24 protein-coding genes and 1 pseudogene are annotated in these 25088 nt (G+C 68.0%); 13 read left to right on the forward strand and 12 right to left on the reverse strand.

Annotation, left to right across the window (positions count from 1 at the left end):
- Positions 1 to 2: 2 nt before the first annotated feature.
- From WK25_RS14780 to WK25_RS14805, 6 genes are all read right to left on the reverse strand, one after another.
- Positions 3 to 1013 carry an ABC transporter permease subunit gene (locus WK25_RS14780; RefSeq protein WP_040142442.1) on the reverse strand — a complete coding sequence of 337 codons (1011 nt, stop codon included), beginning with the start codon at positions 1011 to 1013 and terminating at the stop codon, positions 3 to 5.
- Positions 1014 to 1131: 118 nt separating this feature from the next.
- Positions 1132 to 2760, reverse strand: a complete 1629-nt coding sequence (locus tag WK25_RS14785; RefSeq protein WP_040142444.1) for an ABC transporter substrate-binding protein — start codon at positions 2758 to 2760, stop codon at positions 1132 to 1134.
- 333 nt (positions 2761 to 3093) lie between these two features.
- Complete coding sequence (locus WK25_RS14790; protein WP_040142446.1) at positions 3094 to 4401, reverse strand: MFS transporter; 1308 nt, start codon at positions 4399 to 4401, stop codon at positions 3094 to 3096.
- A gap of 191 nt (positions 4402 to 4592) precedes the next feature.
- Entirely contained in the window at positions 4593 to 4904 is a 312-nt protein-coding gene (locus WK25_RS14795) for a high-potential iron-sulfur protein (RefSeq protein WP_040142448.1), read from the reverse strand.
- Between the two features lie 145 nt (positions 4905 to 5049).
- Positions 5050 to 6159 carry an NAD(P)/FAD-dependent oxidoreductase gene (locus tag WK25_RS14800; protein ID WP_069241852.1) on the reverse strand — a complete coding sequence of 370 codons (1110 nt, stop codon included), beginning with the start codon at positions 6157 to 6159 and terminating at the stop codon, positions 5050 to 5052.
- 103 nt (positions 6160 to 6262) lie between these two features.
- Complete coding sequence (locus WK25_RS14805; RefSeq protein ID WP_040142452.1) at positions 6263 to 7243, reverse strand: AAA family ATPase; 981 nt, start codon at positions 7241 to 7243, stop codon at positions 6263 to 6265.
- A 344-nt stretch (positions 7244 to 7587) separates the two neighbouring features.
- Here WK25_RS14805 and WK25_RS32415 point away from each other — a divergent pair.
- The 8 genes and pseudogenes from WK25_RS32415 to WK25_RS14845 form a co-directional block, all read left to right on the forward strand.
- Positions 7588 to 7797 (forward strand): annotated as a pseudogene (locus WK25_RS32415) (nitroreductase); the annotation flags it as partial.
- Positions 7798 to 7943: 146 nt separating this feature from the next.
- Entirely contained in the window at positions 7944 to 8432 is a 489-nt protein-coding gene (locus WK25_RS14815) for a hypothetical protein (protein WP_040142454.1), read from the forward strand.
- Between the two features lie 5 nt (positions 8433 to 8437).
- Positions 8438 to 9268, forward strand: coding sequence for an endonuclease/exonuclease/phosphatase family protein (locus tag WK25_RS14820; RefSeq protein ID WP_040142455.1), 831 nt, complete (start codon positions 8438 to 8440; stop codon positions 9266 to 9268).
- Positions 9269 to 9544: 276 nt separating this feature from the next.
- Complete coding sequence (locus tag WK25_RS14825) at positions 9545 to 10315, forward strand: ferredoxin--NADP reductase (protein ID WP_040142456.1); 771 nt, start codon at positions 9545 to 9547, stop codon at positions 10313 to 10315.
- A 415-nt stretch (positions 10316 to 10730) separates the two neighbouring features.
- On the forward strand, positions 10731 to 11552 hold the full coding sequence (rqpS, locus tag WK25_RS14830; protein WP_059545699.1) for a quorum system sensor histidine kinase RqpS: 822 nt from the start codon (positions 10731 to 10733) through the stop codon (positions 11550 to 11552).
- An 8-nt stretch (positions 11553 to 11560) separates the two neighbouring features.
- Complete coding sequence (gene rqpR / locus WK25_RS14835; protein ID WP_040144827.1) at positions 11561 to 12217, forward strand: response regulator transcription factor RqpR; 657 nt, start codon at positions 11561 to 11563, stop codon at positions 12215 to 12217.
- A 220-nt stretch (positions 12218 to 12437) separates the two neighbouring features.
- Positions 12438 to 13844, forward strand: coding sequence for an amino acid permease (locus WK25_RS14840; protein WP_069241854.1), 1407 nt, complete (start codon positions 12438 to 12440; stop codon positions 13842 to 13844).
- Between the two features lie 285 nt (positions 13845 to 14129).
- Positions 14130 to 15155: an XdhC family protein gene (locus tag WK25_RS14845; protein ID WP_040142459.1), complete on the forward strand. Its 1026-nt coding sequence runs from the start codon at positions 14130 to 14132 to the stop codon at positions 15153 to 15155.
- A 70-nt stretch (positions 15156 to 15225) separates the two neighbouring features.
- Here the strand turns inward: WK25_RS14845 and WK25_RS14850 are convergent, their stop codons facing one another.
- The 6 genes from WK25_RS14850 to fliE form a co-directional block, all read right to left on the reverse strand.
- On the reverse strand, positions 15226 to 15960 hold the full coding sequence (locus WK25_RS14850) for a PepSY-associated TM helix domain-containing protein (RefSeq protein ID WP_040142460.1): 735 nt from the start codon (positions 15958 to 15960) through the stop codon (positions 15226 to 15228).
- Between the two features lie 268 nt (positions 15961 to 16228).
- Positions 16229 to 16549 carry an EscU/YscU/HrcU family type III secretion system export apparatus switch protein gene (locus WK25_RS14855; protein WP_040142461.1) on the reverse strand — a complete coding sequence of 107 codons (321 nt, stop codon included), beginning with the start codon at positions 16547 to 16549 and terminating at the stop codon, positions 16229 to 16231.
- On the reverse strand, positions 16546 to 17928 hold the full coding sequence (locus WK25_RS14860) for a flagellar hook-length control protein FliK (protein ID WP_069241855.1): 1383 nt from the start codon (positions 17926 to 17928) through the stop codon (positions 16546 to 16548). The genes WK25_RS14855 and WK25_RS14860 overlap by 4 nt, the downstream gene beginning before the upstream one ends.
- Before the next feature lie 75 nt (positions 17929 to 18003).
- Entirely contained in the window at positions 18004 to 18336 is a 333-nt protein-coding gene (locus tag WK25_RS14865) for a flagellar protein FliT (protein WP_040142463.1), read from the reverse strand.
- Positions 18333 to 18767 (reverse strand): flagellar export chaperone FliS, encoded by a 435-nt coding sequence (fliS, locus tag WK25_RS14870; RefSeq protein WP_040142464.1) that lies wholly within the window; start codon positions 18765 to 18767, stop codon positions 18333 to 18335. The genes WK25_RS14865 and fliS overlap by 4 nt, the downstream gene beginning before the upstream one ends.
- 300 nt (positions 18768 to 19067) lie before the next feature.
- Complete coding sequence (gene fliE / locus WK25_RS14875; RefSeq protein WP_069241856.1) at positions 19068 to 19412, reverse strand: flagellar hook-basal body complex protein FliE; 345 nt, start codon at positions 19410 to 19412, stop codon at positions 19068 to 19070.
- A gap of 248 nt (positions 19413 to 19660) precedes the next feature.
- Between fliE and fliF the strand changes: the two genes are divergently transcribed.
- The 5 genes from fliF to fliJ are packed head-to-tail and all read left to right on the forward strand — an operon-like array spanning position 19661 to position 25087.
- Positions 19661 to 21424, forward strand: coding sequence for a flagellar basal-body MS-ring/collar protein FliF (fliF, locus tag WK25_RS14880; RefSeq protein ID WP_040142467.1), 1764 nt, complete (start codon positions 19661 to 19663; stop codon positions 21422 to 21424).
- On the forward strand, positions 21414 to 22409 hold the full coding sequence (fliG, locus tag WK25_RS14885) for a flagellar motor switch protein FliG (protein ID WP_040142469.1): 996 nt from the start codon (positions 21414 to 21416) through the stop codon (positions 22407 to 22409). The genes fliF and fliG overlap by 11 nt, the downstream gene beginning before the upstream one ends.
- Positions 22402 to 23085, forward strand: a complete 684-nt coding sequence (gene fliH, locus WK25_RS14890; RefSeq protein ID WP_040142471.1) for a flagellar assembly protein FliH — start codon at positions 22402 to 22404, stop codon at positions 23083 to 23085. Before fliG ends, fliH begins: the two co-directional genes overlap by 8 nt.
- On the forward strand, positions 23079 to 24623 hold the full coding sequence (gene fliI, locus WK25_RS14895) for a flagellar protein export ATPase FliI (protein WP_040142473.1): 1545 nt from the start codon (positions 23079 to 23081) through the stop codon (positions 24621 to 24623). Before fliH ends, fliI begins: the two co-directional genes overlap by 7 nt.
- A 5-nt stretch (positions 24624 to 24628) precedes the next feature.
- Positions 24629 to 25087: a flagellar export protein FliJ gene (fliJ, locus tag WK25_RS14900; protein ID WP_040142474.1), complete on the forward strand. Its 459-nt coding sequence runs from the start codon at positions 24629 to 24631 to the stop codon at positions 25085 to 25087.
- The last annotated feature ends 1 nt before the right edge of the window (position 25088 follow it).

Genomic DNA, 25088 nt, shown 5'->3' on the forward strand with positions numbered 1-25088 from the left:
CATTACCTCGTGTGGCGGATGCGCGGATTCAGCACGCCGTACAGCAGGTCGACGACCAGGTTCACGACGATCACGAGCGTCGCGATCAGCAGGATGCCGCCCTGGACGACCGGATAGTCGCGGCGGCCGATCGCATCGATCAGCCACTTGCCGACGCCGGGCCACGAAAAGAGCGTCTCGGTCAGCACGGCGCCAGCAAGCAGCGTGCCGATCTGCAGGCCGATCACGGTGACGACCGGAATCAGCGCGTTGCGCAGCGCATGCACGACGACCACGCGCGCGGGCGACAGCCCCTTCGCGCGGGCTGTGCGGATGTAATCCTCGCGCAGCACTTCGAGCATCGACGAGCGCGTCATCCGCGCGATCACCGCGAGCGGGATCGTGCCGAGCACGATCGATGGCAGGATCAGGTGGCTGACCGCGGACTTGAACGAGCCTTCGTCCGGCGCAAGCAGCGCGTCGATCAGCATGAAGCCGGTCGGATGCGGGAAGTCGTATTCGACGGCGATGCGGCCCGACACGGGCGTCCAGCCGAGATACGACGAAAACACCATGATGAGAATGAGCCCCCACCAGAAGATCGGCATCGAATAGCCGGTGAGCGCGGTGCCCATCACGCCGTGATCGACGACCGAGCCGCGCCGCAACGCGGCGATCACGCCGGCCGGCAGGCCTACGACGAGCGCGAACACGAGTGCGCACAGCGACAGTTCGACGGTCGCCGGGAAGCGCGCGAAGAACTCGCCCGCGACGCTGGTGTTGGTGATGATCGACATGCCGAGGTCGCCATGCAGCGCCCGGCCGATGTAGTGCAGATACTGCACGGGCAGCGGCTGGTCGAGCCCGAGGCGTTTCATGGCCTCAGCATGCATCGCCGGATCGACGCCGCGCTCGCCCATCATCACTTCGATGGGATCGCCCGGTATCAGGTGAATCAGCGCAAACGCCAGGATGGTGATGCCGATGAAAGTCGGAATCACCATGCCCACGCGGCGCAACACGAATGTAAACATGATGCGTCTCGTATTTTCTTGTGGGAAATGTGCGACCGGCGACGAGGAGCTTTTGGCCCCTCGCCGCCGGATGAGTTCAAGCCGGTCTTCTCGATGACGACAGCTTAGGTCAGGCCGGTTACTTCACGCTGACACCGTCGAAACGCGCGTAGCCGAGCGGTTCGATCCGCATGTCGACCACGTTCTTGCGTACCGGCTGGTAGACCGTCGAGTTCGCGATCGGCGAGAACGGCAGCTGCTGCGCGAAGATCTGCTGCGCCTGCGTGTAGATCTTCGTGCGTGCGTCCTGGCCCGTCGTCGTGCGGCCCTTCTGGACCAGATCGTCGAACGGCTTGTAGCACCAGTGCGAGAAGTTGTTGCCCTTGATCGCCTCGCAGCCGAGCAGCGTACCGAGCCAGTTGTCCGGGTCGCCGTTGTCGCCCGTCCAGCCGATCAGCATCGTGTCCTGCTCGCCCGTGTGCGCGCGCTTGATGTACTCGCCCCATTCATACGTGACGATCTTCGCCTTCACGCCGATCTTCGCCCAGTCCGCCTGGATCATCTCCGCCATCAGGCGCGCGTTCGGGTTGTATGCGCGCTGCACCGGCATCGCCCACAGCGTGATGTCGAAACCGTTCGGATAACCGGCCTTCGCGAGCAGCGCCTTCGCCTTCGCGGTGTCGTACGCGGCCATCTTCAGGTTCTTGTCGTACGACCATTGGGTCGGCGGCATCGGCGCGCTCGCAGCCTGGCCCGCGCCCTGATACACGGATTCGAGGATCGCCTTCTTGTTGATCGCCATGTCGAGCGCCTGGCGCACTTCGAGCTTGTCGACCGGCTTGTGCTCGACGTTGTACGCGAGGTAGCCGAGGTTGAAGCCCGGCTGCGACGGCATGTCGATGTTCGAATCGGCCTTCAGCGTCGCGATGTCGGCCGGACGCGGATAGCTCATCACCTGGCATTCGTTGCGCTTGATCTTCTGCACGCGCACGCCCGGATCCGGCGTGATCGAGAAGATCAGCTTCGAGATCTTCACTGCGCCCTTCTTCCAGTAATCAGGATTCCCGTCGAACCGGATCGTCGCGTCCTTCGTGTAGCTGCGGAAGATGAACGGGCCCGTGCCGACCGGCTTCTGATTGATGTCGGCGGCCTTGCCGGCCTTCATCAGCTGATCCGCGTATTCGGCCGACAGGATCGACGCGAATTCCATCGCCATGTTCTGGATGAACGGCGCGTTCGGCTGGGACAGCGTGAACTTCACGGTGTACGGATCGACCTTCTCGACCTTCGTGATCAGCTTGTCGAGGCCCATGTCGGTGAAGTACGGGAACGATACCGGGTATGCCTTGCGGAACGGCTGGTTCGGGTCGAGCATGCGCTCGAACGAGAACACGACGTCGTCCGCGTTGAATTCGCGCGTCGGCTTGAAGAAATCGGTCGTGTGGAACTTGACGCCGTGGCGCAGGTGGAACGTGTACTCCTTGCCGTCGGACGATACGTCCCATTTCTCGGCGAGGCCCGGTTCGACCTTGGTGCCGCCGCGCTCGAATTCGACGAGGCGGTTATAGACGGTGAACGTGGCGGCGGTGAAATCGACGCCGGTCGTGAATTGCGCGGAATCGAAACCCGCCGGGCTGCCTTCTGAGCAGTAGACGAGCGTTTTGTTCGGAATCTGTGCGAATGCAGAGCCCGCGACGCCGAGCGATGCCGCTGCCACGCCTGCAATGGCGGTAACACGCAGGGTGTGCAACAGACGGTTGTATTCCATGTTTCCTCCAGGTCTCCAGATCGGAACCGGTCCCGCAGGGGGCCGGGGTACGCGGATATTACTTGAGCTAGCGATTTTGCAACAAGCTGGAGAAAAAACTCTTCTACATGCATTCACGCGGGTTTCTGCCGATGTCTCGCGCACGCAAAAGGTGCGGGTGGACGCGGGCGCAGCCATTCCGTTCATCCCGCGCATGTTTCCTTCGACAACTAAACAATTTCCGCGCGCACGCGAACGCGCGTCACGCGGGTTGACCGCGGATTTTCCGGGGATTCGCGTGCATCGTTACGTTTTCTGAAACGATGCATCGCATGCAATACCGAGCGCAGTCGGTCAGGCCGGCGCGTCGAGATCCGCGCTGCGCGCCGGCACGAACGCGACCGCGACGATCGACAGCGCGAGCCCCGCCATCACGTAATAGGTCGGCGCGAGCGGCGTGCCCGTCGCCTTGATCAGCCACGTGACGATGAACTGGCCGAAGCCGCCGAACAGCATCACCGCGACGTTGTACGCGATCGACAGCCCGGTCGAGCGCACGTTGGCCGGAAACAGCTCGGCGATCATCGCGCCGAACGGCCCGTAATAGCCGGCGAGCGTCACCGACAGGATGGCCTGCACCGCGATCAGCCGGCCGATGCTCGGCGCCGCGTCGAGCCATGCGAACAGCGGATACATCAGCGCGAGCGTCAGCACGAGCGACCACAGCGACAGCCCCTTGCGGCCGATGCGGTCCGACCATGCGCCCGCGACCGGCGACAGCACCATCAGCAGCAGGTTGCCGACGATCACCGCATAGAACGACTCCGCATACGGCAGCTTCAGCTGCTTCACCGCGAAGGTCGGCAGATAGCTGATCAGCACGTAGATGGTCACCGTCAACGCAATCACCGAGCCGAGTCCGCACAGCACCTCGCGCGGGTGGCGCGTGAACACTTCGCCGAGCGTCGCACGCCGCCCGCTTTGCTGCGCATGGAGAAATGCTTCGGAATCCGCGAGATGACGGCGGATGTAGAACCCGATCGGGCCGATCACGAGCCCGAGGATGAACGGCACGCGCCAGCCCCAGCTGCGCAGTGCGTCGGGCGACAGCCCGCGCGTGACGGCTGCGCCGACCAGCGCGCCGATCAGCAGCGCGGCGGCCTGGCTCGCCATCTGCCAGCTGCCGTAAAAGCCGCGTTTCGAGAACGGCGCGGCTTCGATCAACAACGCGGTCGCGCTGCCGAATTCACCGCCGGCGGAGAAGCCTTGCAGCAGGCGTCCGAGCACGATCAGCAGCGGACCGCCGATGCCGATCGCCGCGTACGGCGGTGCGATCGCGAGCAGGAAGATGCCGGCCGTCATCAGCAGGATCACGAGCGAAAGCGCGGCCTTGCGGCCCGCGCGGTCCGCATAGAGGCCGAACACGATGCCGCCGATCGGGCGCATGAAGAACGCGACGCCAAACGTCGCGGTGGTGAGCAGCAGCGACGAGTATTCGCTGGACGTCGGAAAGAACAGCTCGGCGATCACGACCGTCATGAAGCCGAACACCGTGAAGTCGTACCACTCGAGCGCGTTGCCGATCACGGCCGCCGCCACCGCGCGCCGGTTCAGCGCACGCTCGGGCCGCACCGTTTTCGTTGAGTTCGCAATCGTCGCCATGCGTGCCTCGTCCTCGTAAGTTCGCCGTGTCGGCCGGTGCGGCGCGCAAAGTGGCCGCGGCGCGCTGGTGTGCAGCGAGTGTAGAAAGCGACGGAACCGATTTCAAGCATAAAAAACGCCCGCCATCGTCCGATGGCGGGCGTTGTGCGGTTTTCGCCACATTGCGGCATTGCACGATGCCGCGACGGGCATCAGCCCATTTTCGAGAACGCGCTGCACCAGCCCTTCGCCGACACCTGCTTGCCGGGGAACGCGCCGCACGGGCCCGAAGCCGAGCCCTTCTTGCCCTGGTACAGCATGCAGGCCGCGCAATCCTGGCCCGCTGCGTATTTCGGATACTTCGTCTTGTCGACCTTCGTCGCATCGGCCTTGTAGCCGAGCGCCACGGCGGTCGGATCGGTTTCCGACAGCATCGGCGCATCGGCCAGCGCTTCGCGCGACAACGCCAGCGCGGACACCGCGCCAATGCTCGTGATCAGGAAACTCCGACGGGTTGCTTTCATGGGGACTCGCTCCAACGTTATCGGTTTGAAAGCCGTTCTGGCGACGGCGCTCAACAGAATAACCGCCAAGCGCACGAATGTGCGCGCCGAAATGCCGGAGATAAGGGAATTCACACGGCGGGCCCGCACGCGCGGGCCGACGCCGTCACGCGCGGGACGTCATGTCGCCGACGCGCTGCGCGAGCGCGAGCGATGCGGTCAGCCCCGGCGACTCGATCCCGAACAGGTTCACGAGCCCGCGCACGCCGTGCTGCGCGGCGCCTTGCACGATGAAGTCGGCCGGCGGCTCGCCGGGCCCTGCGAGCTTCGGCCGGATGCCGGCGTACGCCGGCTGCAGCGCGCCGTCGGGCAACGCAGGCCAATACGCGCGGATCGATGCATAGAACGCCGGCGCGCGCGCCGGATCGACTTCGTAACGCAGCGCATCGACCCATTCGACGTCCGGCCCGAAGCGCGCCTGCCCGCCGAGATCGAACGTCAGGTGCACGCCGAGCCCGGCCCGGTCGGGCATCGGATAGACCAGATGCGAGAACGGCGCACGTCCCGACAGACTGAAATAGTTGCCGCGCGCGAGATAGAGCGGGGGTACCCAGCGCGAGTCGAGGCCGCGCGTGCGGCGGGCGAGCGCCTGCGCACCGAGACCCGCGCTGTTGATCACGCAGGCGGCTTCGATCTCGGTCGGCGCATCGCCGCCCGTGCGCACGACGAAGCGGCCGCCGCGCAGCACGTCGATCGATTCGACCGGGGACTTCAGCGCACACATCGCGCCGTGGCGCTCGGCTTCGCCGAGCAGCGCGAGCATCAACTGGTGGCTGTCGACGATGCCGGTGCTCGGCGAGAACAGAGCCTCGACGCATTCGAGCGCCGGCTCGAGCGTCTGCGCCTCGGTGCGCGTGAGCGGCATCAGGTCCAGCACGCCGTTTTCCGCCGCGCGCGCGGCGATCGCCTTCAACTGCTTCACCTGCGCGGCGCTCGTCGCGACGAGCAGCTTGCCCACGCGCCGATGCGGCACGTGGTGCGTGTCGCAGAATTCGTACAGAAGATCGCGCCCGTGCACGCACGACGTCGCCTTCAGCGAGCCGCGCGGATAGTACAACCCCGCGTGAATCACCTCGCTGTTGCGCGAGCTCGTGCCCGTGCCGATCGCGTCGGCCGCATCGAGCACGATCGTCTCGCGCCCGCGCAGCGAGAGTTCGCGTGCGATCGCCAGACCGACGACGCCCGCGCCGATCACCACACAATCCGTCTGCTCCATAGCGTTACGTATCGCTCACGCATCGAGGGGAGAGATTGGAATTGTACGTCCCGGTTCGCCCGCCTGCCGATGCACGCGCATCCATGTATACGCGCGCCGCGGCTCAGAATCCGATCGGCCGGCGTTTCGCCGCGCCCTCGTCCGCGCGAATGTCGGACGGAGCGATTACGTCGCGGCCGGCGAGCCGCGCGGCGCCGAACGCGTGCAGCAACGCGCGGCGCATCGTGCGCGGCGGCGTCGCGGCCAGCACGTCGAGCACGTCGTCGTCGAGCGTGTCCGGGAAGCGCCGCCCCCACGCATGCGACGAGCGAATCTCGTCGTAGATCGTCCGCGCGATCCGCCGCGCGCCCGCGGCATCCGGCGGCGCGATCTCGTACACGTTCATCCGGTTCAGCAGCGGCTCCGGAATCGCATGCGCATCGTTCGCGGTCGCGATCCAGATCACGTTGCCCGCGTCGATCGGCACTTCGGCGAATTCGTCGACGAACGCGCGCGCGGTGTCATGCTCGAGCAACGCGTACAGCGCGCCGAGCGGATCGTATTGCGCGTCGCTGCCGGCCTTGTCGATCTCGTCGACTGCGATCACGGGATTCGCATAGCTGCCGTTGACAAGCGCATCGAACACCTTGCCGGGCTTCGCGTTCTTCCACTGCGACGACGCACCCGACAGGATCCAGCCGGCCGTCAGCGAACTCATCGGCACGTAGTGATAGGCGGTGCCGAGCAACTGCGCAAGCGCCTTCGCGAAATGCGTCTTGCCGATCCCGGGCGGCCCGAGCAGCAGGATCGGCATCAGTTCGAGCCGGTCCTCCGTCTCGAGGCACAGCGCGACCTGCTTGCGCACGTCGCCGAGCGGCTCGGTGAAATTGGGCAGCGCGTCGTCGAGTTCGTCGAACGACGGCATCCGGTTCGGCTTCACGCAAAAGCGCAGATTGCCGGTCTTGAGCATCCGCTCGTAAGTGGCGCGCAGTGCATCGCTCGCGCTCTCGTTCAGGTCGTTCAATGCGGTTTCGACCTGCTCCAGGTCGTACACCGTGCTGAAGGACGCCACCGCCAGTTCCTGTTTCACCATCGCCGTCGTCATACCAACCTCGCTGCTGCTGCCGTTGCACACTCATCAGACCCTTACGATTTCAGTGTAGCGATCCCGCACGCGCGTGCAAGCAAGCAGCCGCACGCGTCTGCTGCTAACACAACGCGTGCCTGCAGCGTCGGGCCGCGCGGCGTATGATCGACGGTTCACCGGCCGGTGCGGCGCGCTTCGTTTCGATGGATTGCCGATGTCCGCTGCCGCTGCCGAACCGCGCGACGGTACCGGCGCCGCCCGCGCTGGCGCAGCCGTCGACGCCGCACTCGGGTCGCACCGCGCGACTCGCGCGTTCCGGCCGAACGCGGTGCCGCGCGACACGCTCGAGGCGATCCTCGAAGCTGCAAGCCGCGCGCGCACGCGGCCTCGACACCTGCCCGCGAGCCGCGTTCGTGCCGTTTCACCGGATCGTCGCCAAGCATGTCGACATCCCCGCGAACGAACAGCGCGTTTGCGGAATGTCGCTCGTCCATGCGGACCGCGACGCGATCGAGAACCGCCTCGTCACCGAGCGCGCCGGCGTGGCCGGGTTCGCGCGCCTTTATGCTTGAAAACGCGCGGCGTGCACCTACCTTCCGATCAGGACCGGATCGTGCTGCGAACCTGCCGCGACGATTCCGGTCACACCACCGCCCAGATCGATCGGGCGTAAGATGTGCGTCCGTTCCCCGCTATCCCGCGTTTCCGGAGAAGTTCGATGCTGAAACACGGCCTGGCCGTCCTGCTCGCGAGCGTCGCGCTCGCCGCCCATGCGCAAAGCCCCGCACCGGCGGCCGTCGCGTGGGAGATCCAGGTGGTGCGCGACGGTCAGACGATCGACACGTTCCAGCAGCGCACCACCGTCGGTCAGACCCGCACCGACACTCACCGCTATCCGTCCGCCGTGCCCGTCGGCTGCGGCAATGCCGCGCGCGTCGTGCCGACCGAACGCTCGCGCTCCGTGACTGTCGCGCCGCTCGCTGTCGACGACGCAGCACACACCGTGTCGCTCGCGCTCGACGTGCAGGAAACCCTCGACGACGAAACCGCAACGCGCAGCGATCCATGCGTGCCCGCGTCGCCGCGACAGATCGTCGCGAGCCATCCGGGCCTCGCGGTCGGCGCCGACGCGTGGACCGACTGGACGCTCGTCGAGCAGCATCCGCATCTCGTGTACCGCGTGCGTGCGCACGTCGCAAAGGACTGAGCGCCATGTCCGCAGACGCCCTGTCCTTGCCGTTCGCCGAACCGCACGCCGCCCCCGACGAAATCACCGCGGTCAGCTGGAACCTGCACAAGGGCCGCTCGCCGCTCGGCTTCACCGCGTGGAACGCGATGCGCAACTGGATGCAGTCGACGCACGCCGACGTGTATTTTCTGCAGGAAGCGATGGCGCGCCGCATGCCCCGTCCGATGCTCGCCGCCGGATTCGGCGCGCCGATGGACGACGCGGTCGATGACGTATGGCACTGCCAGGCCACCGAGATCGCGCAAGCGCTCGACTGGCAGATCGCGCTCGGGCCGAACGTGTTCAAGCCGTCGTGGCGGCACGGCAATGCAATCCTGTCGCCGCATCCGCTCGATCTCGGCGGCCGCTGGGACATCTCCGCGCACCGCTTCGAGCGGCGCGGGCTGCTGGTCGCGCGCGCGACGCTCGCCGGCTCGCGCCCCGTCACGCTGCTGTGCGCGCACCTCGCGCTCACGCGCGCCGCGCGGCTGCGCCAGATGCACTGGATCGCGCACTGGATCGTGCGCAACGCGGGCGACGATCCGCTCGTGCTCGCCGGCGACTTCAACGACTGGCGCAACGATTCGGTCGCGCTGTTCGGCGAAATCGGGCTGTCCGAGGTCGCGACACTGCTCGGCCAGTCGGGTCGCACGTTCCCCGCATTCTCGCCGGCGCTCGCGCTCGACAAGATGTTCGTGCGCGGACTGACGCCGCTCGAATGGCAGGCGCCGTCCGGCGAAACCGCGTGGCTGTCGGACCACCTGCCGTATATCGCGCGGCTGCGCCTCGATCCCGCACCATCCGCCGCGCCATGACCGCGGCCGTGCGGCGCGCACTCGCCGGCCCGGGCGCGAGCGAGCGCTGAAAGCTCGTTGAAACGATGCGTTGTGCCAAATCCGCGCAGCCGCGCGGGTCAAGCCCGCATCTGCCCCAAGCAGGGTAAAATAGCGAGTTATTCAATCGTCTGTCATCGAGAGGGCGCGTGTCCGACGCGCCGGCCGGCCGATCCGCGATCGGGCCGACGCACTCGGTTTTTTGCCCGTTTTTGGGCCCGTTACACGCGTCCGCTACGCGCGTCCGTTTTCAAAGCCATGAGCAAATACGACACCGCCACCGTCCAATCCGTCCACCACTGGACCGACACGCTTTTCAGCTTCACCTGCACCCGTGAGCCGAGCCTGCGCTTCAACAACGGCGAATTCACGATGGTCGGCCTCGAGGTCGACGGCAAGCCGCTCGCGCGCGCGTACTCGATCGTCAGCCCGAACTACGAAGAGCACCTCGAATTCTTCAGCATCAAGGTCCAGAACGGCCCGCTGACGTCGCGCCTGCAACACCTGAAAGTCGGCGACACCGTGCTGATCGGCAAGAAGCCGACCGGCACGCTCGTCGCCGACAACCTGCTGCCCGGCAAGACGCTGTGGATGCTGTCGACGGGCACGGGCCTCGCGCCGTTCATGTCGATCATCCGCGACCCGGACATCTACGAACGCTTCGACAAGGTGATCCTGACGCACACGTGCCGCCTGAAGGGCGAACTGGCGTACATGGACTACATCAAGCACGACCTGCCGGGCCACGAATACCTCGGCGACGTGATCAAGGAAAAGCTCGTCTACTACCCGACGGTCACGCGCGAAGCGTTCGACAACGAGGGCCGGATCACCGACCTGATCGCGACGGGCAAGCTGTTTACGGATCTCGGCGTGCCGCCGTTCTCGCCGGAAAACGACCGCGTGATGCTGTGCGGCAGCACCGCGATGCTGAAGGACACGACCGAGCTGCTGAAGCAGGCCGGTCTCGTCGAAGGCAAGAACAGCGCACCCGGTCACTACGTGATCGAGCGCGCATTCGTGGACTGATCGATCCCCAAATTTGTGCCGCATCAAGAACCGGAGCGAAAGCTCCGGTTTTTTTTCGTCCGGGCTTGGCGAATTCGTAACAAACTGCGACCATTCCATCTCAAATAGTTACATTTTGATGGGCGCCCCGCAGGTGCTTTCATGTCGGTGTTTTTCCTACAACACCTTCATTCCGATTATTCACATTTACCCTTAAATGGCCGCCCAGCATGACGTTTTCCGTTTTTTTGGGATATTATTCGCCCCGCGTGCTCGCCGATCGGACGAGCCGCGGAGGGTCGGACTCGAACGTTACTAAATGTAACTTTTGTTACCTCGGCATGAGGCGATTCTCTGGCGACGGCCGTCATCGAAGCGACCGTCGATTCACGCAGCCAGCCGGTGTCTGAACCGCTTTCTGACAGCAGGGAGAGTCATGGATACGTCGCTCAACGCGCCCCCCGGCGCTCACGCCCCGTTCCCGTCGAGGCAGCTCGCACACAGCTGCACCGCTACTGCCGTCATGGTCGGCGCCCTCCCCGAACGCGACACGCGCGACGCATCCGCGGCGCGGATCGCGGCGCTGTCCACCGAACTGATGGTCGCCGACGAAGCGGCCCGCCGCCATCTCGCCGGCGAGCTGCATGACGGGCTGGGCGCCGAACTCACCGCCGCGCGCTTCGCGCTCGCAAACGTTCAAACCTGGCTGCCGGCCGATGCGCCGGAGGGCTGCCTGCGCGCGCTCGAACTCGCGCAACGGGCGCTCGACGCCGCGACCGACGCGAACCGCCGGCTGATCGACGAGCGCGATACGCCGGCACTCGACGGCGGCCTCGTCGGCGCGCTGTCGACGTGGGTCGACACGCACGCGGCGCGCACCGGCCTGCGCACGAGCTTCGTGTGCGCGGCGGATGCGCGGCTCACGCAGCTCGGCGGCGCCGGCGCGCTCGCGATCTTCCGCGTCGCGCAGGAAGCGCTGTCGAATGTCGCGAAGCATGCGCGCGCGGCGTCCGCCGACGTACGGATCGACACCAACGGCACACATCTGTCCCTCATCGTTACCGATGATGGGACCGGTTTCCCGCGCGGCCGGCGTGCCGGCTACGGCCTTGCGGGCATGCGCGCCCGCTGCGAGGCATTCGGCGGCAGCTTCGACACCCGCGCGCCGGCTTCGGGCCAGGGCACGCGCGTCACCGCGCGTTTCGCGTGGAATTCGCTGTTCGCGGTGCCGGCCGCCGCGCGCCGCACGTCGCGCTGAGGGTCGCCATGAGTCTGAACATCCTGCTCGTGGACGATCACGCGATCGTCCGGCAAGGGATCCGCCATCTGCTCATCGACCGCGGCGTGGCCCGGGAAGTGACCGAAGCGGAGACCGGCGCCGATGCGGTAGCCGCGATCGATCGCGACACCTTCGATGTGATCCTGCTCGACATCTCGCTGCCGGACACGAACGGCATCGAGTTGCTCAAGCGCATCAAGCGCAAGCTGCCCGCGACGCCGGTGCTGATGTTCTCGATGTACCGCGAGGACCAGTACGCGGTGCGCGCGCTGAAGGCCGGCGCGGCCGGCTATCTGTCGAAGACGGTGAATGCCGCGCAGATGATCGGCGCGATTCAGCAGGTCGCGGCGGGCCGCAAGTACGTGAGCCCGGCGATGGCCGAAGCGCTTGCCGAATACGTGTCGTTCGAGAACGAGCCGCTGCCGCACGAGAAGCTGTCCGACCGCGAGTACCAGACGCTCTGCATGCTCGCGTCCGGCAAGCGTCTCACCGACATCGCGAACACGCTGTCGCTGTCGGTGAAGACGGTCAGCGTGTACCGTTCGCGGCTGCTCGAGAAGATGCGGCTGTCGAACAACGCCGAGCTGACGTTCTACGTGATGAGCAACCGCCTCGTCGACATGGCGCCCGCATCGGGCGCGTGATCCGCCCGGCGTCATCGCGCCGGGACCGGACCTGCATCGCCCGATTCGCCGCGCCCGGCGCCGGCGCGGCCGCCCAATCGCGTGCAAGCGTTTGTTTTGTCGAACGATTCCCGCACGCACCGCTGCGCCGCAGCGAGGCTTTCACGCCAAATCGGCTAAAATTCCGGGTTTTCACTCAGTCGGCGCCGCCGCGTTCGCGCGCGCTGGAGAAACATCCGCAATGTCCCTCTTCCGCAAGAAAAACGTCGATCGCATGATCGCCGGCGCGCACGGCGCCGGGCTCAAGAAAGCACTCGGCGCAATCGATCTCACCTTCCTCGGCATCGGCGCGATCATCGGCACCGGCATCTTCGTGCTGACCGGCACGGGCGCCGTGCAGGCGGGCCCGGCGCTGATGTTGTCGTTCGTGATCGCCGCGATCGCCTGCGGCCTCGCGGCGCTGTCGTATGCCGAGTTCGCGTCGACGATTCCGGTCGCAGGGTCGATCTACACGTACTCGTACGCGACGCTCGGCGAGCTGGTCGCGTGGATCATCGGCTGGGATCTGATGCTCGAATACGGGCTCGCGGCATCGGCCGTGTCGGTCGGGTGGTCCGGCTACCTGCAGTCGCTGCTGCAGGGCTTCGGGCTCACGCTGCCGACCGTGCTGACGGCCGCGCCCGGCGCGATTCCCGGCGTCGTCACGTGGTTCAACCTGCCTGCGTTCCTCGTGATGCTGGTGATCACGACGCTGCTGGCGCTCGGCATCCGCGAGTCGACCCGCATCAACAACGTAATGGTGTTCATCAAGGTCTCGGTGGTGCTGCTCGTGATCGCGGTCGGCCTGTTTCACGTGACGCCCGCGAACTGGAAGCCGTTCATGCCGCACGGCTGGAACGGCGTGTTCGGCGCCGCGGCCGTGATGTTCTTCGCGTTCATCGGCTTCGACGCGGTGTCGTCGGCGGCCGAAGAAGTGAAGAACCCGAAGCGCGACCTGCCGATCGGCATCATCGCGTCGCTCGCGGTGTGCGCGGTGCTGTACGTGACGGTTGCGGCAGTCGCGACCGGCATCGTCCCGTCTGCGCAGTACGCGAACGTGTCGCACCCGATCTCGTATGCGCTGCAGATCGCCGGCGAGACGTGGGTTGCGGGCTTCATCGACCTCGGCGCGGTGCTCGGGATGCTGACCGTGATCCTCGTGATGAGCTACGGCCAGACGCGGATCATCTTCGCGATGTCGCGCGACGGGCTGCTGCCGGCCACGCTGTCGCGCGTGCATCCGCGCTATGCGACGCCGTTCCTGACTACCTGGCTCGTCGGCCTGTTCTTCGGGCTGATCGCCGCGCTCGTGCCGCTCAACGTGCTCGCCGAACTGATCAACATCGGCACGCTCGCCGCATTCTCGATGGTGTCGATCGCCGTGCTGGTGCTGCGTCGCACGCACCCGGAACTGCCGCGCGCATTCCGCTGCCCTGGCGTGCCGGTGGTGCCGATCCTCGCGGTCGGCGCATGCCTGTTCCTGATGCTCAACCTGCAGCCCGTCACGTGGGCCGCGTTCGGCATCTGGCTCGTGATCGGCCTCGTGATTTACTTCCTGTACTCGCGCCACCACTCGAAACTCGCGCGCGGTCAGCACGACGCGCACTGACCCGCGCCGCCGCGCGCATGCCGCGCGGCGGTGTGCCGCCGCACGGGGCCGCGACCGGCCCCGTGCGGCACGCCCCCCTCTCGTTGTCGAACCTCCGGCCGCAACGCGTGCGCCAGCGCGCTGCGCCCGCGCGCGCCGGTTGCCCGATCGTCGCGGAATCTTGCCCGATCGTCCGCATTTGCGCCGCAGACGCGCACGCTGCCTGCACGCGCGCGCCGGGCGGTTCATAATCGCGCCATCGAACGACGGTCCGCGCCGGCGGGCCTCCGGCAACAGGAATACATGATGGAAAGCGTCGATCTCGATGTACTGAAATCAAGCGCGCGCTGGCTCGACGAAGGGCGTCGCGTGCTGCTCGTGACGGTCGTGAAGACGTGGGGCTCGTCGCCGCGCCCCGAGGGCGCGATGCTCGCGGTGCGCGAGGACGGGCTCGTGGTCGGCTCCGTGTCCGGCGGATGCATCGAGGACGACCTGATCGCCCGCGTGCATGCAAGCGGGATCGCAGCCGATGCGCGCCCCGAAGCCGTCAAGTACGGCGTGACGGCCGAGGAAGCGCACCGTTTCGGCCTGCCCTGCGGCGGGACGATCCAGCTCGTGCTGGAACCGCTCACCCGCGACAGCGGGATCGCCGCATTGTGCGCGGAAGTCGAAGCCGGCCGGCTCGTGACCCGCACGATGACGCTCGCGACCGGTCGCGCGTCGCTGTCGCCGGCGCAGGCGACCGACGGGCTCGCGTTCGACGGCGAGCGGCTCGTGACGATCCACGGGCCGCGCTACCGGATGCTGGTGATCGGGGCCGGGCAGTTGTCGCGCTATCTGTGCCAGATCGCGGTCGGGCTCGACTATCAGGTCACCGTCTGCGATCCGCGCGACGAGTACACGGATGCGTGGGACGTCGCGGGCACGCGCGTCGTGCACACGATGCCGGACGACACGGTGCTCGACATGAAGCTCGACGCACGGTCGGCGGTAATCGCGCTCACGCATGATCCGAAGCTCGACGATCTCGCACTGATGGAGGCGCTGAAAACGCCCGCGTTCTACGTGGGCGCGCTGGGTTCGCGGCGCAACAATGCGGCGCGGCGCGAACGGCTGCTCGAATTCGATTTGAGCGCCGCGGAGCTCGCGCGGCTGCACGGGCCTGCCGGCATCTATATCGGCAGCCGCACGCCGCCCGAGATCGCCATCTCGATCCTCGCGGAAGTCACCGCGGCGAAGAACAACGTGTCGCTGCCGACGATCCTGCAGGTCGAGGGCGCGAAGGCCGCGCGTGAAATCGCGGCAAACAACGGCGCGACCTGCGGGCTGTGAGGCCGTCGGCGGCGCATGGGCGCCGCCGCGGCGCGCGGGGCGCCGGCCGCCGGCCGGCGCGTGTCGACCGTCAGGCCAGGCCCGCGGCGAGCGCCGCGGCCACGGACCCGACCACCAGCACGACGCCGACCGTGCGGCGCTTGTTCAGCTCGGTCCACAACAACACGCCCGTCAGCGACAGCAGGATCAGCGACCCCGCGATCGTGTCCATCAGCAGCACCCAGCCGACATTCATGCCGACACCGCGATGCAGGTTGTTCAACGTCGTCAGGAACGTGTTGCCGGTACGCTTCACCGACACATAGCCGTTGCCGACCCAGTATTCGGCCTGCAGGTTCTGGTGCGGCCCGAACACGCCCATCTGCCAATGCTCGGGCTGCATCACGCGCCGGTCGCCCCACGCGACCGGCTGCGCGGGTTCCTTGCGCACGCGCCCCGGCCGGCCGTCGAAGTGCAGCTCCTGCTGCAACCATTTCGTCATCGCGGCCGGCGACTTCGGCGCCGGATCCGGCAACCCGATCTGCAGCTCCTCGACCTGCGGCTCGCCGGTCGGGATCTTCAGCGGCGGTGCGCGGTGATTCAGCACCACGCCCGTCACGCCGAACAGCAATCCGAGCACCGCGCCCCATAGCCCGACCCAGCCGTGCACCTTGCGCAGCCACTTGATGAAGGTCGCACGGCGCGAGCGCTGGCGGCGCGCGGCGCGCTCGGCATCGCTCAGCGGACGTGCGGCGGGATGCAGCACGATGACGCCCGCGGCAGGCGTGCCCGCCGGCGGCGGGGCGATCGTTTCGGGTGCGTTCACGCGAAAGATTCCATTCGTTCAAAGCAACGGGCGGTGCACCGAAACGTGCACCGCCCGCCGTGTCATAAGATGAGAATGAATATCATTACATAAACTGCGCGAGGTCTCAATCGGTCCGCATACGTCGGGCACGGAACAAAGGGCGGCGAATGAAGCGGCGATGTGCGCGCCGTGCGTGCGAATGGCAAGCGGATGAGCGCAGATGACTGCGAAATCGCGTCGAAAGCACGCGATAGCGATTCGCAAGAAGGCGATGCGAAGCGGCCGGTCAGCGGCGCAGCGGCGGCAGCGGGAAGTGCGGTGCGGGGTCGCCCGCCGCCGGCTCGGTGCGATCGAGCGCGTACAGCCACGCGAGCAGGTCGGCGACCGCCTGGTACAGCTGCGGCGGAATCCGGTCGTCGAGGTCGACCTGCATCAGCAGCGACACCATCTCCGGCGCCGTATGCACGTACAGCCCCGCATCGCGCGCGCGGGCGACGATCATTTCCGCGAGCACGCCGTAGCCCTTCGCGACCACGCGCGGCGCGCTGTCGCCGCCTTTCGGGTCGTACACGAGCGCGGCCGCGCGCTTGCGGGAGGTCATGCTCATCGCGCAGTCTCGTCGTCGGCGCCCGGCGTGCCGCCGGCCGCGCTGCGCGCATACGCGGCCGCCGCGGCCTGCGCGACGAGCAGGTCGAAGCCGTCCGGTTCGTCGCCGACCGCGCGGATCGACAGCCCGCCGAGCTGCAGACCGGCCCCCTCGAATCGCTGCCGGAGCGCGGCTTCGTGGCGTGTGAGGCGATCGGCGCCGGCCGAATTCGCGCGCAGCCGTGCGACGAGCTGCCGGCCGTTCAATACCAGTTCAGCGTCGACCGTGCCGAGCGACGGCAGTGTCAACGTGAGCCGCGTGCGCCACGCAATGCCGTCGCCCGTATCGTCGCCGCCGCGCGACGCGTGGCCGCCCGAATCGTCGGGCTCGATCGTCCAGTCGAGGCGCGCGCCGGGCCACGCTTCGCCCGCCCAGCGGAACTGGTCGGTCGCGAGCGCGTCGAGCTGCTGGCGCACGAGCGGCACGGCGGCCGGATGCACCGGGTTCGACGCCTGCGCCTGCGCCTGCGCCTGCGGGTCCAGCGACGCGGCGGCCAATTCGGCGCGCGCGGGCGTCCAGTGCGCGCCAGGATGTTCGCCGAGCGGATCGGGCAGCTCGGCTAGGCCCGCAGCCGACGCCGGTCGCGCTGAAGCCGGTGCGCTCTGCGGGGCCGGCGCAAACGGATGCGGGGCCGCGCCGGGCGTCTCCGGTACGCCGGGTGGCACGGCGGCTCGCGACGCCGTTGCCGCCGGCAACGGCAGGCGTTGCGCGAGCAGTTCGTCCAGTTCGTCGGCCGAAGGGTGTTGCGCGGCATCCGGTGCAGCCTGCACCGGCACGGTCGCAAGCTGAGCCTGCGGTTCGCGCATCAGCGCGGCAAGCGGGCGCTGGCCGGCCAGCCACTGCGCGAGATGAGATTCGTAGAAGAGGCCGCTTTCGCTGACGGCCTGCGCGAGCGCAGCGCGCAACGCCGCGACGGGTGCCGCGGCCGCTGCGGCCCGAGCGGCGGCGACGTCTGCGGCCGGTGAGGCGGCGGAAGCGGCGGAGGACGAGACGGCTGACCCGGATGCCTGCGCCGGGTCCGGCGCCACGGCCGGTGCCGGACTGAGCAGCACCGACGGATCGGCGAGCAACGGCGCGCGTCCGGCGACCGCCGGCGTCGCGACGCCGCCCGAGCGGGAAATCGCATCGAGCACGAGCGCGACGTCGGACAGTGCGGTCTGGGCGGACGCCGGCGCCGCGGCCGGCGGTGCGCTCGCGGACGACGACGGCGACGCGCCGGCGCCGGGCGTGCCGACCTGCGCGGTCGCACCGCCGCCGGCGGGCGCGGCCACGGTGCCGCTCAGCAGGCTGTCAAGGCGGCTCGCCAGCACGGCAGCCGCAACGGAGTCGATACCGGTCATGATCGGAGCCTGCTCACCTCAGCCACTTCGTTGCGAATCCGGGCACGCGGCGGCCGCCGCCCCGGCAAACGGGCACTACCCGCGCGCGCGGTACAGATCGGTCAACACCTTCGTCGAGCGCCGCGCCTCGAACAGCGCGGACAGCCGCGCGACTTCCGGGCTCGCCAGATCGCGGATCGCCGCGTCGTCGGCGAGGATCCGGCGGATCAGCGCGAGCTTGCGGCCGAGATCCGATTCGTCGAGCGTCACACCCGGATCGGCCTCCTTCAACCCGTCGACGAGCCGCAGGAACTCGGCCTGCAACTCCGGCAATGCACTCCAGTCGGCCCCGCGCGCGGCGCACAGCATCCGGCTCGACACGGCCGCGAGCGCCTCGTAGCGAGCGAAGTATTCGGCCTTCAGATTCATCGCACCGCGTCCGCCGCCTGTTGTGCGGCCATCCGGGCGACTTCCGGCGCAATGCCTGTCCACGCTTCCTCGAGCGTCGCGAGCAGTCCGTCGACCTCGACCAGCATTGCGTCGCTCGCATGCAGGTTGGCTTCCAGCAGGCGCCGGCCGATGTACGCGTACAGCGCGTCGAGCCGCCCGGCGATCTCGCCGCCCGCGTCGCGGTTCAGCGACGCCTGCAGCCCGCTCTCGACGATCCCGATCGCCTTGCCGATCGCCTCGCCGCGCGCGGCCACGTTGCCCTGCTGCAAGTGCATGCGCGCGAGCGCGATCGCCTGCCGTGCGCCCTGGTACAGCATCGCGATCAGCCGGTGCGGCGACGCGCCCATGACCCCGGTCTCGACGCCGACACGCGCGTACGCACTGGCTCCAGCGTGTCCTGGGGAAAACATGCGCTTCTCCTTGTGATGCGTTTGCTATGCGGTGGCGGCCGCCCTGCATCGCATGGCGCGGCCTTGTTCCAGAGTTATCGGAAGGGAATTGAAAAGCTTTAGTCGGGCGGACTACCGGTCGCGTGTCGCAGCAGCGGCTGCCGGGTAGTCGTCAGCCGAGGGCCGTGGCGTCCGGGCCGCCCCTCTTCGATCGGCCGGGCGGGTGGTCGGACGCCGGGCGATCGCGCGTCGGGCGGCCATCGCCGGATGCCCGTCGCCGGATGCCCGTCGCCGGATGCCCGTCGCCGGATGCCCGTTGCATCAAACCGACATCTGCATGATGTCGTTGTAAGCGCTCACCAACTTGTTGCGAACCTGCAAGCCGAACTGGAAACCGATGTTGGCCTTCTGCATGTCCACCATCACGTCGTTGAGCGACACGTTCGCCGCGCCGACCTCGAACGCCTGCGCTTCGCCGAGCGCGTGCTGCTGGTCGCCGCTGATCTTGTCGAGCGACGCCTTCATCGCGCTCGCGAACGTGCCGGCGGTCGCGGCCCCCGAACCCGCGAGCGCGGCCGTCGGGCTTGCGACGCCGCCGCTCGCCTGCGCGGCCATCGCCTGCATCTGTTGCAACACCAAACCGATTCCGCTGACGTTGGCAGCCATGCTGTCCCCAATACACAAGAGAAGTGACCCGGCGTGCCGGGCGTCTGGCCGGCGCCGCACGATGCGCACCATGCCGGATCGCAAAAAAGGATAGCAGCGCGGCGCCCGCCAAAGCCGTGAAAGTACGGGTGAAACCCCGCTCTTTTCGGTCGATCGGAGTCGCGCGCGGGTCCCGATAATCGCATCGTGTCATTGTCCGTCCGCTCGTCCGAGCGGTTCAGTCGTCCCGCTCCGGAGAAACTCCACGCATGGATTCGCAGGCCAACTCGCTGATCAACCCCGACGCTCGCACGGGCCTCGCCAGTCCGGTGCCAGGCGCCACCGCGGCCGCCGCGATGCCGGGCGCAGGCGGCGCCGGCGCGGACTTCGGGTTCGGCGGCTTCGCGGAACGGATTCCCGGCATCTCGCGGATGAAGGGCAACCCGAAGCTGCCGTTCGTGATCGCCGTCGCGTTCGCGATCGCCGCGATCACCGCGCTCGTGCTGTGGAGCCGCACGCCCGATTACCGCGTGCTGTACAGCAACCTGTCGGACCGCGACGGCGGCGCGATTATCGCCGCGCTCCAGCAGGCAAACGTTCCCTACAAGTTCGCCGACGCCGGCGGCGCGATCCTCGTGCCGTCGAACCAGGTGCACGAGACGCGCCTGAAGCTCGCCGCGATGGGGCTGCCGAAGGGCGGCTCGGTCGGCTTCGAGCTGATGGACAACCAGAAATTCGGCATCAGCCAGTTCGCCGAACAGGTGAACTACCAGCGCGCGCTCGAAGGTGAGCTGCAGCGCACGATCGAGTCGATCAACGCGGTGCGCGGCGCGCGCGTACATCTCGCGATCCCGAAACCGTCGGTGTTCGTGCGTGACAAGGAAGCGCCGAGCGCCTCGGTGTTCGTCGACCTCTACCCGGGCCGCGTGCTCGACGAGGGCCAGGTGCAGGCCATCACGCGGATGGTGTCGTCCGGCGTGCCCGACATGCCGGCGAAGAACGTGACGATCGTCGACCAGGACGGCAACCTGCTGACGCAGACCGCATCGGCATCCGGCCTCGACGCGAGCCAGCTCAAGTACGTGCAGCAGGTCGAGCGCAACACGCAGAAGCGCATCGACGCGATCCTCGCGCCGATCTTCGGCGCCGGCAACGCGCGCTCGCAGGTCAGCGCGGACATCGATTTCTCGAAGCTCGAACAGACGTCGGAAAGCTACGGCCCGAACGGCACGCCGCAGCAGGCCGCGATCCGCAGCCAGCAGACCAGCACCGCGACCGAGCTCGCCCAGGGCGGCGCGTCGGGCGTGCCGGGTGCGCTGTCGAACACGCCGCCGCAGCCGGCCTCCGCGCCGATCGTCGCCGGCAACGGCCAGAGCGGGCCGCAGTCGACGCCGGTCAGCGACCGCAAGGACCAGACGACGAACTACGAGCTCGACAAGACGATCCGCCACGTCGAGCAGCCGATGGGCAACGTGAAGCGGCTGTCGGTCGCGGTCGTCGTCAACTACCAGCCGGTCGCCGACGCGAAGGGTCACGTGACGATGCAGCCGCTGCCGCCCGCGAAGCTCGCGCAGATCGAGCAGCTCGTGAAGGACGCGATGGGCTACGACGAGAAGCGCGGCGACTCGGTCAATGTCGTGAACAGCGCATTCTCGACCGCGAACGATCCGTACGCGGACCTGCCGTGGTGGCGTCAGCCCGACATGATCGCGATGGCGAAGGAAGCGGCGAAGTGGCTCGGCATCGCGGCGGCCGCGGCGGCGCTCTATTTCATGTTCGTGCGCCCGGCGATGCGCCGCGCGTTCCCGCCGCCCGAGCCTGCCGCGCCATCCCTCGCGGCGCCGGAGGAAACCATCGCGCTCGACGGCCTGCCCGCGCCCGAGCAGGCCGACGAGCCGGATTCGCTGCTGCTCGGCTTCGAGAACGAAAAGAACCGTTACGAACGCAACCTCGACTATGCGCGCACGATCGCCCGCCAGGATCCGAAGATCGTCGCCACCGTCGTGAAGAACTGGGTGTCCGATGAACGCTGAAGGCCTGACCAAGAGCGCGCTGCTGCTGATGTCAATCGGCGAGGAAGAGGCCGCTGAAGTATTCAAGTTCCTCGCACCGCGCGAGGTGCAGAAGATCGGCGCGGCGATGGCCGCGCTGAAGAACGTCACGCGCGAGCAGGTCGAGGGCGTGCTGCAGGAGTTCGCGAAGGAAGCCGAGCAGCACACCGCGCTGTCGCTCGATTCCAGCGACTACATCCGCTCCGTGCTGACCAAGGCGCTCGGCGAGGACAAGGCCGGCGTGCTGATCGACCGGATCCTGCAGGGCAGCGACACGAGCGGCATCGAGGGCCTGAAGTGGATGGATTCGGGCGCGGTGGCCGAACTGATCAAGAACGAGCATCCGCAGATCATCGCGACGATCCTCGTGCACCTCGACCGCGACCAGGCGTCCGAGATCGCGTCGTGCTTTACCGAGCGGCTGCGCAACGACGTGCTGCTGCGCATCGCGACGCTCGACGGCATCCAGCCGGCCGCGCTGCGCGAGCTCGACGACGTGCTGACCGGCCTGCTGTCCGGCAGCGACAACCTGAAGCGCAGCCCGATGGGCGGCATCCGCACCGCCGCCGAAATCCTGAACTTCATGACGAGCAATCATGAAGAAGGCGTGCTCGAGAGCGTGCGCCAGTACGACGCCGACCTCGCGCAGAAGATCATCGACCAGATGTTCGTGTTCGAGAACCTGCTCGACCTCGAGGATCGCGCGATCCAGATGGTGCTGAAGGAAGTCGAATCGGAAACGCTGATCATCGCGCTGAAGGGCGCACCGCCCGCGCTGCGCCAGAAGTTCCTCGCGAACATGTCGCAGCGCGCGGCCGAGCTGCTCGCCGAGGATCTCGACGCGCGCGGCCCGGTGCGCGTGTCCGAAGTCGAGACGCAGCAGCGCCGGATCCTGCAGATCGTGCGCAACCTCGCCGAGAGCGGTCAGATCGTGATCGGCGGCAAGGCGGAAGATGCGTATGTCTGATTCCGCGCGCGACCGCGCCGGCACCCTCACCGCGTATCAACGGTGGGAGATGGCGTCGTTCGATCCGCCTCCGCCGCCGCCGCCGCCCGACGACGCGGCAGCGGCCGCCGCCGCGCTCGCCGAGGAATTGCAGCGCGTGCGCGACGCCGCGCATGCCGAAGGCCATGCAGCCGGGCACGTTGAAGGCCAGGCGCTCGGTTACCAGGCCGGTTTCGAGCAGGGCCGCGAGCAAGGCTTCGAGGCCGGCCAGGCCGAGGCCCGCGAACAAGCCGCGCAGCTTGCCGCGCTCGCCGCATCGTTTCGCGAAGCGGTGGCGAGCGCCGAGCACGATCTCGCGTCCGAGCTCGCGCAACTCGCGCTCGACATCGCGCAGCAGGTCGTGCGCCAGCACGTGAAGCACGATCCCGCCGCGCTCGTCGCCGCCGTGCGCGACGTGCTCGCCGCCGAGCCGGCGTTGTCCGGCGCGCCGCATCTCGCGGTAAACCCGGCCGACCTGCCCGTCGTCGAAGCGTATTTGCAGGACGATCTCGACACGCTCGGCTGGACCGTACGCACCGACGCGTCGATCGAGCGCGGCGGCTGCCGCGCGCACGCCGCGACGGGTGAGGTCGATGCGACGCTGCCGACCCGCTGGCAACGCGTCGCCGCCGCGATCGGCAAGGTGAGCACGTGGTGACGCGCGCACCCGAGTCGCTTGCGCACGACGGCATGACGCCGCTCGAGCGCGAACTCGCGCTTGCATCGTTCGGGCCCGAACAACGCGCGCACGCCGCCGCGCCGGATCCGGCCGGTGCGCCGGCCGATACGCCGCGCGCGCCGCACAACCCCCATCTCGCGCACTGGCGCACGCACCTGAACGCGCTGGCCGCGCGCAGCCATCGCGCCATGCCGCTGCGCCCGTGCGGGCGGCTCACGCGCGCTGCCGGGCTCGTGCTCGAAGCGATCGGGCTGCGGCTGTCGGTCGGCGCCGAATGCACGATCGAACTGCCGCCCGGCAGCACGCTGCCGCACGCGGAAGCGGAAGTCGTCGGGTTCTCCGGCGACCGCCTGTTCCTGATGCCGACCACCGACGTCGCGGGCGTGTTGCCCGGCGCGCGCGTGTGGCCGCTGGAGAGCGCGCCGGTCGCCGATCCGCTCGCCGGCGCGATCTCCGGCGCAAAGCGGCTGCCGGTCGGCTGGGAGATGCTCGGGCGCGTCGTCGATGCGTCGGGCCGCCCGCTGGACGGGCTCGGGCCGCTCGCATCAAAGGTCGACGCGCCGCTGTCGGCGCCGTCGATCAACCCGCTCGATCGCGAGCCGATCCACCACGTGCTCGACGTCGGCGTACGCGCGATCAACGGGCTGCTCACCGTCGGCCGCGGGCAGCGGATGGGCCTGTTCGCCGGTTCCGGCGTCGGCAAATCGGTGCTGCTTGGCACGATGGCGCGCTACACCAGCGCGGAAGTGATCGTGATCGGGTTGATCGGCGAACGCGGCCGCGAAGTGAAGGAATTCATCGAGCAGATCCTCGGCGAGGACGGCCTCGCGCGCTCGGTCGTCGTCGCGGCGCCGGCCGACGTGTCGCCGCTGCTGCGGATGCAAGGCGCCGCGTACGCGACGTCGCTCGCCGAGTATTTCCGCGACCAGGGCAAGCACGTGCTGCTGCTGATGGATTCGTTGACGCGCTACGCGATGGCGCAGCGCGAGATCGCGCTCGCGATCGGCGAGCCGCCCGCGACGAAGGGTTATCCGCCGTCGGTGTTCGCGAAGCTGCCCGCGCTCGTCGAACGCACCGGAAACGGGCCCGAAGGCGGCGGCTCGATCACCGCGTTCTACACGGTGCTGACCGAAGGCGACGACCAGCAGGATCCGATCGCCGATTCGGCGCGGGCGATTCTCGATGGCCACATCGTGCTGTCGCGCGCACTCGCCGAGGCCGGTCACTATCCGGCGATCGACATCGAGGCGTCGATCAGCCGCGCGATGACCGCGCTGATCGACGAACCGCACCTCGACCGCGTGCGGCAGTTCAAGCAGATGCTGTCGCGCTACCAGCGCAACCGCGACCTGATCGCGGTCGGCGCGTACGCGCCGGGCCGCGACGCGCAGCTCGACCGCGCGATCGCGCTCTACCCGCGCATCGAATCGTTCCTGCAGCAAGGCTTTCGCGAATGCGCGCCGTTCGCGTCGAGCCTTGCCGCACTCGATGCGCTGTTCGACGGAAACGGAGGCTGATTCCGATGGCACACGGCTTTCCCCTTCAACTGCTGCTCGACCGCGCGCAGGAAGATCTCGACACCGCGGCGAAGCAGCTCGGCACCGCGCAGCGCGACCGCACCGCGGCCGCAGAACAGCTCGATGCGCTGCTGCGATATCGCGACGAATACCACGCACGCTTCGCGCAGTCCGCGCAGCACGGGATGCCGGCCGGCAACTGGCGCAATTTCCAGGCGTTCATCGACACGCTCGACGCGGCGATCGCGCAGCAGCGCAACGTGCTGGCCGCGGCCGAAGTCCGCATCGACGAGGCGCGCCCGAACTGGCAGCAAAAGAAACGCACCGTCGGCTCATACGAAATCCTGCAGGCGCGCGGCGTCGCGCAGGAAGCGCAGCGCGCCGCGAAGCGCGAACAGCGCGACGCCGACGAACACGCCGCGAAAATCCTGCGCATGAGGGCCGACGCGGCCCGCTCGGCGTAGC

It is taken from the genome of Burkholderia latens (assembly GCF_001718795.1).
GTDB classification, from domain to species: domain Bacteria; phylum Pseudomonadota; class Gammaproteobacteria; order Burkholderiales; family Burkholderiaceae; genus Burkholderia; species Burkholderia latens_A.